At 57.0% G+C, this 12,839-nt stretch carries 12 protein-coding genes; 4 read left to right on the top strand and 8 right to left on the bottom strand.

The window, feature by feature from the left end:
• Window positions 1-4: 4 nt before the first annotated feature.
• The 7 genes from P6287_RS16135 to P6287_RS16165 all read right to left on the bottom strand — a co-directional run bounded on the left by P6287_RS16135 (window position 5) and on the right by P6287_RS16165 (window position 6,165).
• On the bottom strand, window positions 5-691 hold the full coding sequence (locus tag P6287_RS16135; RefSeq protein ID WP_277974939.1) for an amino acid ABC transporter permease: 687 nt from the start codon (window positions 689-691) through the stop codon (window positions 5-7).
• Window positions 692-773: 82 nt separating this feature from the next.
• Window positions 774-1,589, bottom strand: a complete 816-nt coding sequence (locus P6287_RS16140; RefSeq protein ID WP_277974094.1) for a transporter substrate-binding domain-containing protein — start codon at window positions 1,587-1,589, stop codon at window positions 774-776.
• 20 nt (window positions 1,590-1,609) lie between these two features.
• Complete coding sequence (locus P6287_RS16145) at window positions 1,610-2,347, bottom strand: amino acid ABC transporter ATP-binding protein (RefSeq protein WP_277974095.1); 738 nt, start codon at window positions 2,345-2,347, stop codon at window positions 1,610-1,612.
• A gap of 10 nt (window positions 2,348-2,357) precedes the next feature.
• On the bottom strand, window positions 2,358-2,924 hold the full coding sequence (locus P6287_RS16150; RefSeq protein WP_137386449.1) for a peroxidase-related enzyme: 567 nt from the start codon (window positions 2,922-2,924) through the stop codon (window positions 2,358-2,360).
• Complete coding sequence (locus tag P6287_RS16155; RefSeq protein ID WP_110867263.1) at window positions 2,921-3,403, bottom strand: hypothetical protein; 483 nt, start codon at window positions 3,401-3,403, stop codon at window positions 2,921-2,923. The genes P6287_RS16150 and P6287_RS16155 overlap by 4 nt, the downstream gene beginning before the upstream one ends.
• Complete coding sequence (locus P6287_RS16160) at window positions 3,400-4,854, bottom strand: NAD(P)/FAD-dependent oxidoreductase (RefSeq protein ID WP_277974096.1); 1,455 nt, start codon at window positions 4,852-4,854, stop codon at window positions 3,400-3,402. Before P6287_RS16160 ends, P6287_RS16155 begins: the two co-directional genes overlap by 4 nt.
• A gap of 351 nt (window positions 4,855-5,205) precedes the next feature.
• Window positions 5,206-6,165: a LysR family transcriptional regulator gene (locus tag P6287_RS16165; protein ID WP_199559714.1), complete on the bottom strand. Its 960-nt coding sequence runs from the start codon at window positions 6,163-6,165 to the stop codon at window positions 5,206-5,208.
• 209 nt (window positions 6,166-6,374) lie between these two features.
• On the opposite strand from P6287_RS16165, the gene P6287_RS16170 reads away from it, so the two are divergent.
• Window positions 6,375-7,529, top strand: coding sequence for an IS481 family transposase (locus tag P6287_RS16170; RefSeq protein ID WP_277973747.1), 1,155 nt, complete (start codon window positions 6,375-6,377; stop codon window positions 7,527-7,529).
• 134 nt (window positions 7,530-7,663) lie between these two features.
• Here the strand turns inward: P6287_RS16170 and P6287_RS16175 are convergent, their stop codons facing one another.
• A complete protein-coding gene (locus tag P6287_RS16175; RefSeq protein ID WP_277974097.1) occupies window positions 7,664-8,572 on the bottom strand; it encodes a LysR family transcriptional regulator in 909 nt (302 codons plus the stop codon).
• Between the two features lie 130 nt (window positions 8,573-8,702).
• On the opposite strand from P6287_RS16175, the gene P6287_RS16180 reads away from it, so the two are divergent.
• The 3 genes from P6287_RS16180 (at window position 8,703) to P6287_RS16190 (ending at window position 12,687) form a co-directional block, all read left to right on the top strand.
• On the top strand, window positions 8,703-10,013 hold the full coding sequence (locus P6287_RS16180; protein ID WP_101761864.1) for an MFS transporter: 1,311 nt from the start codon (window positions 8,703-8,705) through the stop codon (window positions 10,011-10,013).
• 18 nt (window positions 10,014-10,031) lie between these two features.
• Window positions 10,032-11,120: a tartrate dehydrogenase gene (locus P6287_RS16185; RefSeq protein ID WP_192412092.1), complete on the top strand. Its 1,089-nt coding sequence runs from the start codon at window positions 10,032-10,034 to the stop codon at window positions 11,118-11,120.
• 160 nt (window positions 11,121-11,280) lie between these two features.
• Window positions 11,281-12,687 (top strand): MFS transporter, encoded by a 1,407-nt coding sequence (locus tag P6287_RS16190; protein ID WP_277974098.1) that lies wholly within the window; start codon window positions 11,281-11,283, stop codon window positions 12,685-12,687.
• The last annotated feature ends 152 nt before the right edge of the window (window positions 12,688-12,839 follow it).

Genomic DNA, 12,839 nt, shown 5'->3' on the forward strand with positions numbered 1-12,839 from the left:
CTTATCAGACGCTGGTGAATTTGACGCGTGCAGCAGTTTTCGAGCTGTACTTCGCGTGACGTTGTTCGAAGAAACGGATAATCAACCAGGCCACGCCGCACAGCAGCGAATAGAGCACCGCCAGCACCAGATAAGTGCCGAACTGATATTGGTTGTAGTCGCGTTCCATGATCAGATGCGCAGTCGCCATCACATCCGCCGCACCGATGTACATCACCAGCGCCACGTTATGAATCAGATAGATAATCGCATTGCCGTAACCCGGCAGCGCATAGTGCACCGCTTGCGGACCGACAATACGCAGCATTTTCTGGCGGAAGCTGTAGCCCATGCTGTCGGCGGCGTCATGCTGACCGCTCTCCACGGCGAGGAACGCCGGGCGCATCACTTCCGACAGATAACCGCCGTGATACAGGCTCAGGCCAATCATCGCCGCGACGTTGGCGGTGACAAAATCGCTGAAGCCAAACTGCTCGGCCACCAGCGGCAAACCATAAAACGCGACAAACAGCTGCAGCACCACCGGCACGCTGCGCGCGTACGAGACGTACAAATCCACAAACTGGCTGATAACCGGGATGCGGCGCACGCGGAACACGGTGGCGATCAGCGCCAGGAAGAACCCGACGATCATCGCGACAAACATTATGCCAAGCGTCAACGGCAGCGCCGAGAGCAGCTCGGGAATCATCGAAGTCAGATTCACGGTGAAACACTCCTGCTAACAATGAAGCAACGCCCGGCTCAGCACCGGGCGCAGCTTTAGTGAATCCTTACTTCATGTACTTCGTGACGTCTTCGCCAAACCACTTCTGCGCCAGCTTATCCAGCGTGCCGTCCGCTTTCAGCTGTTGCAGCGTTTTGTTGATGTCATCGTTCAGCGCCTGGTTCTCGGCTGAACGGTGAATCAGCACGTAAGTGTTGTTAATGGCAACCGGCTCGCTGGCTTTGATCGCCAGTTTCTGGTTGTCGATCACCGTTTGCTCGCCGAGGTTCGAAGGCAGGATCAGCGCATCATATTTGCCACGCTGCACCTCTTTCAGACGATCCGGATAAGGCACGCCTGCGCTCGAAGCTTTGATCTCAACTTTGTTGTTCGGGTTGTCCTGCTGCCACTGCGTCACGAATTTGTACACGCCGCCGCCGGCGGTAACCGGCACAATCTTCTTGCCGACCAGATCTTTCATGCTGTTGATGGTGCTATCGCTGCGGCTGTAGATTTTCATCAGGCTGGCACCGATCGGTGCATCCGGAATCAGGAACTGTTTGCTGCGCGTTGGCGCTTTGTAATAACCGCCGGTCGCCATGTCATATTTGCCGGTGGCGAGGCCGGTTTCCTGGGCGATATCCGCCGCACCTTCCATCACAAATTTGTACTGCGGCAGTTTAGCGTTGATGGCTTTCAGCACGTCCGGCTCGTAGCCCTGCGGCTCGTGACCAATCGCGCCCCACGACAGCGGTTTAGACTCCGCCGCAGTGGCGATTTTGATAGTGCGCACCGCGTCGGCGAAGCTGTTACCGCTGATGAGTGCCAGCGCGATGATGCCAGGCGCAGCCAGGCGACGTAAAGTGGTTTTGATTGCAGGCATGTCATTGATTCCTTTGATTATTAGAATACGCGTTCTGAATTGAGGAACTGAGCAAGTCGCGGCAGGGTTGGATTATCAAATATCTCAGTCGGGCTGCCCTGCGCGGCCACCACGCCCTGATCCATAAAGACGATGCGGTTCGAGATACTTTTGGCGAACTGCATTTCGTGTGTCACCAGCAGCGAGGTAATGCCGGAGGACGCCACATCTTTAATCACTTTCAGCACCTCGCCCACCAGCTCCGGATCGAGCGATGAGGTCGGTTCATCAAACAACATCACATCAGGACGCACCGCCAGCGCGCGGGCGATGCCGGTACGCTGCAGCTGACCGCCGGAAAGCTGCGACGGATAGTGATCGAGTTTGGCGCCCAATCCGACGCGCTCCAGCTCCTGCACGGCGATATCGCGCGCTTGCTGTTTGCTTTTGCGTTGAATGACGATCAGCGGATCCATCACGTTTTCCAGCACCGTCATGTTTTTGAACACGTTGAACTGCTGGAACACCATCGCGGTGCGCAGGCGGATCGCCTGGATCGCCGCTTTATCCGGTGACTGATAATCCATGCGGATCTGATCGAGCTGAATGGTGCCCGACGCCGGTTTCGCCAGATAGTTAATGCAGCGCAGCAGCGTGGTTTTGCCGGTGCCGCTTGGCCCGATGATCGACACCACATCGCCACGTTTCACCGACAGATCGACACCTTTCAGAATCGGCGTGCTGCCGTAAGAGAGCGTAATATCGTTGAGTTCTAACATGCAGCAGCCCTTATTTGTGCAGGTCAGCATGGCCAAGCACATGCATCAGACGGTTGGCCCAGCCAAAAATGGCGATGGCGTGGATCAGATCGATAATCTCCTGATCGTTCATGCCGACCGCGCGCAGTGCCGCCATATCTTCGACGCTGGCTTCTGACGGCGTCACCGACAGGCGGCGGGCAAAACGGTAGATCGCCGCATCTCGCTCACCGAGCACATCCGCACGATCAAAGTAGATGGCGCTCACTACCGCATCGCTCTCCGCCAGCTGCGCATGGCGACGCGCATGCACCACCGCGCAATATTTGCAGCCGTTAACGATCGACGCGCCCAGCGCGCCGAGTTCACGATCCGCGCGATCCAGCCCGCCATCGACATACATAATGGCGTTGAACAGCACGGTACGCGCCACGTAGCTGTCGGGATCGTGCGCTAACGTGCGCACATATTCGGAGATCTTCTTATTCGATGGCGTCACTTTCATCGCATCGAGCTGCGCGGGCGTGGCCTCCTCTACCTCAACCGGCGCGATATACGGATGCCAGTGCAGCGGCTTGAGATTAACCGACGGAATCATGCAGACCTCAACAAACGTAATCCGGCCGCGACGCGCGTCTGGAAGTTAATAAAAGCGATCAGCTCGGAGAGCGCCACAATCTGTGAATTGCTCAATCCGGCTTGCTCCAGCAGGCGAATGTGCTGCTCGGTGGCGTGCATTGGCTGCTGGGTAATGAGATCGGCGTGGCGCGCGATGGTCGCCAGCGGTTCTGGCAGGTCGGTGGCGCCTGCCGCCAGCGCCAGCAGCGCCTCTGACGGCTGCAACGCCGCCAGCTGCGTCTGATAATCCTGTTGCAGCGCGGCATCGTTATTCAGCTGCGCCATGCGCTGCGCCAGCGCTAAACGCACATCCGGCGCTAAGCCCTGATCGTCGTTGGGTGCCAGCACCGAGATGCGGCACTGCTCCGCGCCGTCAACAAATTCCGGGCGCAGGCGGCGCGTGCCGTACAGCGCATCTTCAGCGTTTAAACCGACTGCGCGATCAATTGCGTCACTCACTGCGCGTTCTCCTGGTTGAGTAAGGGCGTAGAATCCACCCATTCATCGCCCTGCAATTCAGGGGTGTCAAAAGCCTGTAAGTTGGCGTAATGCTGCTCGACGTCTTCGGCAAACAGCGAAGCGGTAATGCCGCGCACCAGACGATCGGCACCGGCGCTCACCGCCGGGATATCGCCGGAGACTTTGCCGTGCGTCAGCATCGCGGCATCGTTGAAGCAGTGAATGTGCGCCAACAGCGGGCATGCGCCTGGTGTCAGTTCGCGGAATTCAAAGGCGAGGCCGAGATCCGGCGCTTCCAGCAGATTGGCTCGCGGCGCGCCCATTTCGGGCTGATAACGTCCGTCGCGCCAGCTGCGGATATGTGGCGCGAGCGCGGCAAACTCCGGGCGGTCGTGGAAATCGTTACTAAAGCCGGTAGCCGCAATGAGGTAGTCGTAGCGCAGCGCGCCTTGCGTGGTTTCGATCAGCAGCCCATCGGCCTCTTGCTTAACCGCTTTGATGCCGCAATTAAGCAAGAAGCGAGCATTGGCATGACGCGATACGCGCAGCGTCGAGGAGCGCGGCGGCGGCGTTTGCGTGGTGGCGGTGTAATCGACAAACTTCCACTTCCACGCGTCCGGCAGCTGATGCATGCCGTGCACCACGCCCTGACTGCCGATGCCGGTCATTTTGTTGATGCGCGGCATCTGCTTGCGACGAATCAGCAGATCCACCGCGCCCGCGCCGTTTTCCAGCGCGGTGGCGGCGTTATCCATTGACGATGCACCTGCGCCAATCACCGCGATGCGTTTGCCTTTTAGGGCTGAGAAATCAATGTCGTCAGCGGAGTGCGCCCAGAACTGGCGGCTAATACCTTGCAGGAAATCCGGCACGGCGAAGCCGCCAAGACCAGAACGTCCGGTGGCCAGCACCAAGCGGCGAGTGTATATGCGGCCGGTTTCGGCACCGCTTACATCGAGCGCAATCAGATCGCCAGCAAAGCCAATATGGGTGACGCGCACATTGTTGCGCACCGGCAGATTCAGCACCTTGCGATACCAAATCAGATAATCCATCCACTGCGCTTTGGGAATTTTATCCAGCGCTTGCCAGGCTTCTTTGCCCCACTGCGCGGTGAACCACGCGCGGAACGTCAGTTGCGCCATGCCGAGCGCCGGGCCTTGTAGAGATTTAGGTGAACGCAGCGTTTCCATGCGCGCAAAGGTCACCCACGGACCTTCCAGCCCGGCGGGTGCGGCGTCATACGCCACCACATTGCTGATGCCGCTGAACTGCAATTTCGCCACCGCCGCCAGCCCGCACATGCCCGCGCCGATCACCACCACGTCACGCACGGGTGCGCCATCCTGCGTGCGCTCGGGCACCCAGGATTTAGCGGGCAGTTCAAGATATTCCAGATCCTGCTGAAGCTGAGCTTCCAGCGCGGCAAGGCCATCGGCGGCATAAGTCATACATGTTTTCCCAGAAATAAGCGGCGGCCAGGGTGCGGACGAAACCACCAAATCGCGTAAGTGATTGTGCATTTCCATTATCCTGATAACACATAGTTAATGGTCATTAATCACTAAATCACATAGTAAGAGCTAAGGTTTCGCATAGTCCTCTTGCCCTAAAACAGAGTCAATAATCGCGCTCAGCTTTTGACCAATGGATTTCTTATATCTTATGCCGGAAATGTTATAAGGCTTTTAAAAGAAGATTTTCATACGCAGGCTGATGACTGAAATCACGTACATTCCGTAGCGGCGCGATTTATCGCGCAAAACATTGCGCCGCTACAAAATACGATTGGGGTGAGATATTTAATCCTGATTAATCAACCGCATAATACGCGGATGCTCGCTGGCGGGCAGACGCTCAAAACCCGGCAGCAAATCGGCGGCCACGCTGGCTAACGCCTCAACCAGCGCCTGCGCGGCAGCTGAAATCTGTCTTCCCTGCGGCGTGATCACGCCAAAGTAGTAGGGAATATCCTCCTCAATCGGACGGATCGCCACACCGGCCAGCGGCATGCCCCAACCGGTGACCGGTTCGAGAATCGCCACGCCCAGCCCGGCGCGCACGCAGCCAAGAATATTGGCGGAGGAGTTGGTTTCGATGGTTTCGTGCAGCGGCGTTTTGACCATTTTCAGCGCCTTTTCGTAGCGCCCGCGCAACCGCTGCGGGCTCCACGGTGCAATCAAACGGCGTCCCGCCAGGCTGCTCAACGACAGCTGAGATTGCGCCGCCAGCTCGTCATGCTCTGGCAGCGCCACCACGCATTGCGACTGGCCAATCCAGTGCAGCTCCACCGCGTGATGCTCCAGCGGCAAACTGCATAAACCGAGATCGGCTTCGGCAGTGATCACCGCATGTGCCGTCTGCACTGCGGATTCGCTGATGATCTGCACTTTGTTCTGCAGATTCAGCGCGGCCAGCGCCTGCGGCAGCAAACCCGCCGCCAATGCCGGCGTGGCGGCGATGCTCAGCGGACGATGCTGCTGATGGGCGATCTCCTGCGCGCGCAGGCGAATCTGCTGCAGTGAGAGCAGCGCTTTCTGCACGTATTGATGCAGCTGCAGCGCCTCTTCCGAAGGATGAATGCGCGGCCCGTTGCGGATAAACAGCGGATAACCCAGCGATTGTTCCAGCTCCTGAATCAAACGCGACACCGCCGGCTGCGAGCGATTGAGCGCCTTCGCCGCCGCCGTGACGCTACCGGCAGAGATCACCGCCGAAAAGGCTTCCAGCTGCCGCAAATCCAGGTCGTTTAAAATGGTCATCGCGCAATTTTTCCCTAACTCATTGATCGTTCCCGACATTGGCGCGGGAAAGTTTTCATCATAGAGAGAGTGGTGGGAATTAGCCACAGGGTGGAAAGTGCGCTTTGCCCCTCACCCTGGCCCTCTCCCGCATGTACAGTCCGGGGACATGGTGAACACTTGTTCGGGGACATGGTAGACACTTACAACTAAGGCATAAGAACCCGTTTATGGAGTCGCTTATGTCCTGGGATGCGAGAGATACCATGTCATTACGTAAAGAGTTTGTTCTGTTCGCCTCGCAAGACGGGGCGAACATCCGCGCACTCTGCCGTCACTACGGCATTTCTTCCGCCACTGCCTACAAGTGGCTTCGCCGCTGGGCTGAAGAGGGAGAATCCGGTCTTGAGGACCGCCCCTGCATACCCCATCACTCTCCCAACCGCTCGTCTGACGACATCACTGACCTGCTTCGTATGGCGCATGAACTTCATCAGCACTGGGGCGCGCGCAAGATAAAGCGCTGGCTCGAAGACCGCGGACACCGCATGCCCGCCTTCAGCACCGTCCACAGCCTGATGGCCCGCCACGACCTGCTGCCGGGCTCACCTCCGGGTGTCCCGGCCACGGGCCGGTTTGAACATGCGGCCCCGAACCAGCTCTGGCAGATGGATTTCAAGGGGCATTTTCCCTTTGGCGGCGGCCGCTGCCACCCGCTTACCCTCCTTGACGATCACTCCCGCTTCTCGCTTTGCCTCGTACACTGCGCTGATGAGCGGCGTGAGACGGTGCAGAAGCAGCTGGTCAGAGTCTTTGAACGTTACGGCCTGCCGGACCGGATGACGATGGATAACGGTTCACCGTGGGGCGACACTACCGGGACCTGGACGGCCGTCGAGCTGTGGCTTATGCGCCAGGGTATCCGGGTGGGGCACTCCCGGCCTTATCATCCGCAGACGCAGGGCAAGCTGGAGCGCTTTCACCGCAGCCTGAAGGCTGAAGTGCTGCAGGGGAAGTGGTTCGCGGACGACGGTGAGCTGCAGCGCGCCTTCGACCACTGGCGGACGGTTTATAACCTTGAACGCCCGCATGAGGCGCTGGATATGGCGGTGCCGGCGTCGCGCTATCAGCCATCGGCTCGGCAGTACAGCGCCAGCGTAACGTCAGCGGAATACGACGAGGGCGTGATGGTCAGGAAGGTAGATATCAGTGGGAAGCTGACTATAAAAGGCCTGAGTCTGAAGGCAGGCAAGGCGTTCAGGGGAGAGCACGTTGGCCTGAAGGAGATGCAGGAAGACGGGTGCTACGAGGTATGGTGGTACAGCACAAAAGTGGGGGTGATCGACCTGAAGAAAAAGTCGATCACCATGGGTAAAGGATGTTAAAAAGTGTTCACCATGTCCCCGAACACCTGTCTACCATGTCCCCGGACTGTACACCCGCAGGCGGGAGAGGGAATTGTTAAACTCCGCAGCGGCCAGTTTCCTCTCCCTCTGGGAGAGGGTTAAGGTGAGGGAAATCACAACTTATCCGTCAGCTCACGCTGATGCTCATGCAACAGGCGCAGCATCTCGCGCAGAAACCGATCTTCGTTGCCCTTCTGCCAGGCAATACTCAGTGGCAAACCTTTGATCTGCTCCGGCAGATCCAGCGCGATATAGCGCACGCTGTCGCTGTTCATGGTGCGATACGAGGCGGGCACCACCGCCAATCCCAGCCCCGCAGCAACCAGGCTCAGGATGGTTTGCTTCTCTTCAGCAAACTGCGCGATGTGCGGCGTGAATCCCGCCAGTTTAAACAGGCTCATGGTCAGATCGTGACTGTGCGGGCGTGTGCGGCGGTCTGGAATGATCATCGCTTCGTGTTGAAAATCAGCCACCGCCACCCGTTCACGATCCGCCAGGGCATGCTGAATCGGCACCGCCAGCACGCAGCTTTCGCGCGTGATAAAGCGCACCGCTAATGACGCATCAATACTTTGCGGCTCGCGAATAAAAATCATATCCAGCCAACCCGACTTTAATTTCGGAATTAAATTAATGGTTTTGTCTTCAATAATATGAATATCGCTGTGCGGATGCAGCGGAACAAATAAATTAAGTAACGCCGGAACTAACCCACGCGCGGCACTATCAATCGCACCAATACGTAATGTGCGGCGTTCATCTTTTAATCCCACTTTAAAACGTTTCGCCAGCGCATCAAATTGATCGATTAATTTTCTGGCGTCGTCAAAAAAGAGCGCGCCTTCGGCAGTTAATGAAACATTACGCGTCGATCGATTTAACAGACGCACGCCGAGGTCCTCTTCCAGTAAACGAATGAAGCGAGAAAGTGACGCAGGCATCATTTCCATCTTTTGTGCGGCGCGGCCAAAATGCAGTTCTTTACCGACCGCAATAAAGCAACGCAATTGATTTATATCCACATTCCCCTCACCTGCTGATTATGCAAATAGTTTATATAATCCACATCTGATGATAAGCCAAAGCAAAACTGCATACTGAACTCGATTACAAAAAAATAACACCACCCTACACAATCTGGAGCACTTTAATATGAACTCTCACCTCGAAAAAAGGGTGATGCGTAAAGTGACGTTACGCATTGTGCCCTTCATCATGCTGCTCTACTTCATCGCTTTTCTCGATCGCGTCAATATTGGTTTTGCTGCATTAACTATGAATCAGGATTTAGGTTTCTCGCCCACGGTATTTGGCTTTGGTGCTGGAATCTTTTTCCTCGGTTATTTTCTGTTTGAAGTGCCGTCGAATTTAATTCTGCATAAAGTCGGCGCCCGCATCTGGATTGCGCGCGTCATGATCACATGGGGATTGGTTTCCGGCTGCATGGCATTTGTGCAGGGCACCACCAGCTTCTACCTGCTGCGCTTTCTGCTTGGCGTGGCAGAAGCCGGTTTCTTCCCCGGCATCATCCTCTATCTCAGCTACTGGTTCCCGGCGGCAAAACGTGCCCAGGTTACCGCCATCTTTATGGCTGCGGCCCCGCTTTCCACTGCGTTAGGTTCGCCCATTTCCGCCGCATTACTGGAGATGCATGGCCTGCTTGGCTACGCCGGTTGGCAATGGATGTTTGTGCTCGAAGCGATACCGGCACTGATATTCGGCATCGTGGTGCTGTTTTACCTCACCGATCGCCCGGCGAAAGCCAAGTGGCTCACCGATGAAGAACGGGCGTGGCTGGAAAAGACCATGCAGGCCGAAGAACAGGCGCGCGCGGCCAATCAAAGCCACAGCAGCGCCTGGCGCGGACTAGCCGATAAGCGTGTGTTAGCGCTGGCGCTGGTCTATTTCGGCACATCCGCAGGCTTGTACACGTTGGGCATTTGGTCACCGCAAATCATCCGCAGCTTCGGCGCGTCCTCAATAGAAATTGGTTTCCTCAACGCCTTCCCGGCGGTACTGGGCGTGATCGGCATGATTCTGTGGGCGCGACATTCGGACCGCACCAAAGAGCGCAGCTGGCATGTTATCGGTGCCTGTTTGCTGGCGGCTGCCGGACTGATTTATGCCGGGAACGTCAGCACGCTGTTTACGGTGATTATCGCCCTGACGCTGGTCACCGTCGGCATCAGCGCCTCCAAACCGCCGCTGTGGAGCATGCCGACGCTGTTCCTGAGCGGTCCCGCGGCGGCCGCGGGCATCGCCACCATCAACTCTATCGGCAACCTTGGCGGTTTTGTCGGCCCGATGATGATTGGCGTGATCCGTCAGCAAACGGGCAGCTATACGTGGGGCCTCTATTTTGTTGCCGGGCTGCTGGTGCTATCGGCGATTGTGGTTCTGATTCTCTCTGCCCGCGGCAAAACACCGCATCCCGCAGAGCTTGCTCATCCTCATACACATTGACCTAACTGGAGAAACATCATGCGTAACTACTCAATTGCCGCGATTCCTGCGGATGGTATTGGCCCGGAAGTGATCTCTGCTGGCGTTGCCGTGCTGCACGCCTTGACGCGCCGCGATCCGCAGCTGACGTTTACGGTGCAAACCTTTGACTGGGGCTCGGATTACTACAAGCAACACGGCGTAATGATGCCGGAAGATGGCCTGCAAACGCTGAAGACGTTTGATGCGATTTACTTTGGTGCGGTCGGCGCGCCCGACGTGCCGGATCACATCACGCTGTGGGGTTTGCGTTTGCCAATTTGTCAGGGCTTTGACCAGTACGCCAACGTGCGTCCGACCAAAATTCTGCCGGGCGTCACCTCGCCGCTGCGCAATCGCGGCCCCGGCGATCTCGACTGGGTGATTGTGCGGGAAAACTCAGAAGGCGAATATTCCGGTAATGGTGGGCGCGCGCATCGTGGTTTGCCGGAAGAAGTCGGCACCGAAGTGGCGATCTTCACCCGCGTTGGCGTGACGCGCATAATGCGTTATGCCTTCAAACTGGCGCAGTCACGCCCACGCAAGCTGCTGACGGTGGTGACCAAATCCAACGCCCAGCGTCACGGCATGGTGATGTGGGATGAGATTGCCGCCGAAGTGGCGCAGGAGTTCCCGGATGTGCAGTGGGACAAAATGCTGGTGGATGCGATGACGCATCGCATGACGCTGCATCCGCAGAGCCTCGATACCATTGTCGCCACCAATCTGCACGCCGATATTTTGTCGGATCTGGCCGGAGCGCTGGCGGGCAGTTTGGGCGTGGCGCCCACCGCCAATATCGATCCTGAACGTCGCTTCCCGTCGATGTTCGAACCGATTCACGGCTCGGCGTTTGATATCACCGGCAAAGGCATCGCCAACCCGATCGCCACGTTCTGGACGGCGGTGCAGATGCTGGAGCATCTCGGCGAGCGGGATGCTGCGGCGCTGATTATGCAAGGTATTGAATATGTCTGCGCTCAGGGCATTTTGACACCGGATGTCGGCGGCACGGCGAATACCGCTGAGGTAACGCGTGCGGTGGTGGAGTTTATTGAGGCAAAAGCTACTGTGGCAGAAGCCATCTGATTTTATCCAGTGCGCATCCTGTCATCGCACATTGCTTAGCGGCGCGTTTATCGCGCAATGAATTGCGCCGCTACGACTCATGCATTCTGTGATTTTGATTTGCACCTGCTGCGCTTTTCATTAAAAGTCTTTGCATCCTTCTGTTTTCGCAGGACCTCGCATGATCGACTCAGGCAGAGAAGCCCGACCGAATTCCCATCGCACCCTGCTGTTAGCGTTGTTGGTTGCCGTGACCTTCTTTATGGAAAACCTCGATGCCACGGTGATCACCACCGCGATTCCGCAGATGGCGCGCGACTTCGCTTCCAGCCCGGTAGCGCTGAACATTGGCGTCAGCGCGTATTTACTGGCGGTGGCAGTGTTCATTCCCATGAGCGGCTGGCTGGCAGAGCGCTTTGGTGCGCGTACGGTTTTTGCCAGCGCGATCCTGATTTTCACCCTCGCGTCGATTCTGTGTGGATTGAGCGACACGCTCGCGATGTTCACGTTGAGCCGCATTCTGCAAGGCATTGGCGGCGCGATGATGGTGCCGGTGGGTCGCATGGTAGTACTGCGCGTCACCGAAAAAAAGGAGATGGTGAAAACCATCGCCTTTATTACCTGGCCGGGCTTGATTGCGCCGGTGCTCGGCCCGCCGCTGGGCGGATTGATTGTCACTTACGGCCATTGGCCGTGGATTTTCTGGCTCAATATTCCGCTCGGCATCCTTGCTATCATCGCCACCGCTTATCTGGTGCCACAGTTCAAAGCCGAACGGCGGCGGCCATTTGATGTGCGCGGCTTTGTGCTTACCGCCACCGCCTGCACCTCATTAATTATCGCGCTGGAAGCGCTCGGGCAGATGCATCTCAGTTTTGGCATTCCGTTGCTGCTGCTGGGCATGCTGTGCAGCTGGCTGGCGTATCGTCACAGCTTCCGCCATGCGCAGCCGCTGCTGCCGTTTAGCGCGATGAAAATTGCCACCTTCCGTAATGCGGTGATTGGCGGCTCGTTCTTCCGCGCCTCAATCAACGCGGTGCCCTATTTGCTGCCGTTGCTGTTTCAGCTTGGCTTTGGCTGGAGCGCGGCGCAGGCCGGTGCGATGGTGCTGTGGGTATTTGCCGGAAACCTGGCGATGAAGCCAGCGACAACCTGGTTGATGAAGCGCTGGGGCTTTCGTCGCGTGCTGATGTTCAATGGCATGATCAGCCTTGCGGCGATGCTCGGCTGCTTGCTGCTCACTCCGTCGCTGGGCTACTTCGCGATTGCCGCGATTCTGTTTGTTGGCGGGCTGTCGCGCTCGCTGCAGTTCAGCTGCTACAACAGCTTGGGCTTCGCCGATGTGCCGCAAAACAAGATGAGCGATGCCTCGGTGGTGTTCAGCATCTTCTTCCAGTTCAGCATGAGCGCGGGTATTGCGCTGGCGGCGCTGTTCCTGCGCGCATCCATGTTGTGGCAGGAGCATAGCGAAATTGCGCAAAGCGATATTCATATCGCCTTTGCCGGTGTGGCGCTGTTGGTGCTGCTGTCGCTATTTGACGTAACGCGACTGGAGAAAAACGCCGGTGCGCAGGTGCTGGTAAAATAATCCCAACGCACTATTTATGGTTAAAAAGCAGAAATAGTGCGCTTCGCTTAAAATAATCCCTTTTTATTAGCATTTATATTTATTAAACCCCTTTTAAGATTATGGCTAATGATCTGGTCGCCACTCTCTGTCTGAGAAATAAATAAAAGCAT

The sequence above is a fragment of the Pantoea sp. X85 genome (assembly GCF_029623675.1).
GTDB lineage: Bacteria > Pseudomonadota > Gammaproteobacteria > Enterobacterales > Enterobacteriaceae > Pantoea > Pantoea leporis.

Excerpts from the sequence above, each read along its gene's own strand:
- P6287_RS16160 (WP_277974096.1), bottom strand. The coding sequence starts at position 4,854 with ATGACTTATGCCGCCGATGGCCTTGCCGCGCTGGAAGCTCAGCTTCAG.
- P6287_RS16140 (WP_277974094.1), bottom strand. The coding sequence starts at position 1,589 with ATGCCTGCAATCAAAACCACTTTACGTCGCCTGGCTGCGCCTGGCATC.
- P6287_RS16185 (WP_192412092.1), top strand. The coding sequence starts at position 10,032 with ATGCGTAACTACTCAATTGCCGCGATTCCTGCGGATGGTATTGGCCCG.
- P6287_RS16180 (WP_101761864.1), top strand. The coding sequence starts at position 8,703 with ATGAACTCTCACCTCGAAAAAAGGGTGATGCGTAAAGTGACGTTACGC.
- P6287_RS16150 (WP_137386449.1), bottom strand. The coding sequence starts at position 2,924 with ATGATTCCGTCGGTTAATCTCAAGCCGCTGCACTGGCATCCGTATATC.
- P6287_RS16170 (WP_277973747.1), top strand. The coding sequence starts at position 6,375 with ATGGAGTCGCTTATGTCCTGGGATGCGAGAGATACCATGTCATTACGT.
- P6287_RS16165 (WP_199559714.1), bottom strand. The coding sequence starts at position 6,165 with ATGACCATTTTAAACGACCTGGATTTGCGGCAGCTGGAAGCCTTTTCG.
- P6287_RS16145 (WP_277974095.1), bottom strand. The coding sequence starts at position 2,347 with ATGTTAGAACTCAACGATATTACGCTCTCTTACGGCAGCACGCCGATT.
- P6287_RS16135 (WP_277974939.1), bottom strand. The coding sequence starts at position 691 with ATGATTCCCGAGCTGCTCTCGGCGCTGCCGTTGACGCTTGGCATAATG.
- P6287_RS16190 (WP_277974098.1), top strand. The coding sequence starts at position 11,281 with ATGATCGACTCAGGCAGAGAAGCCCGACCGAATTCCCATCGCACCCTG.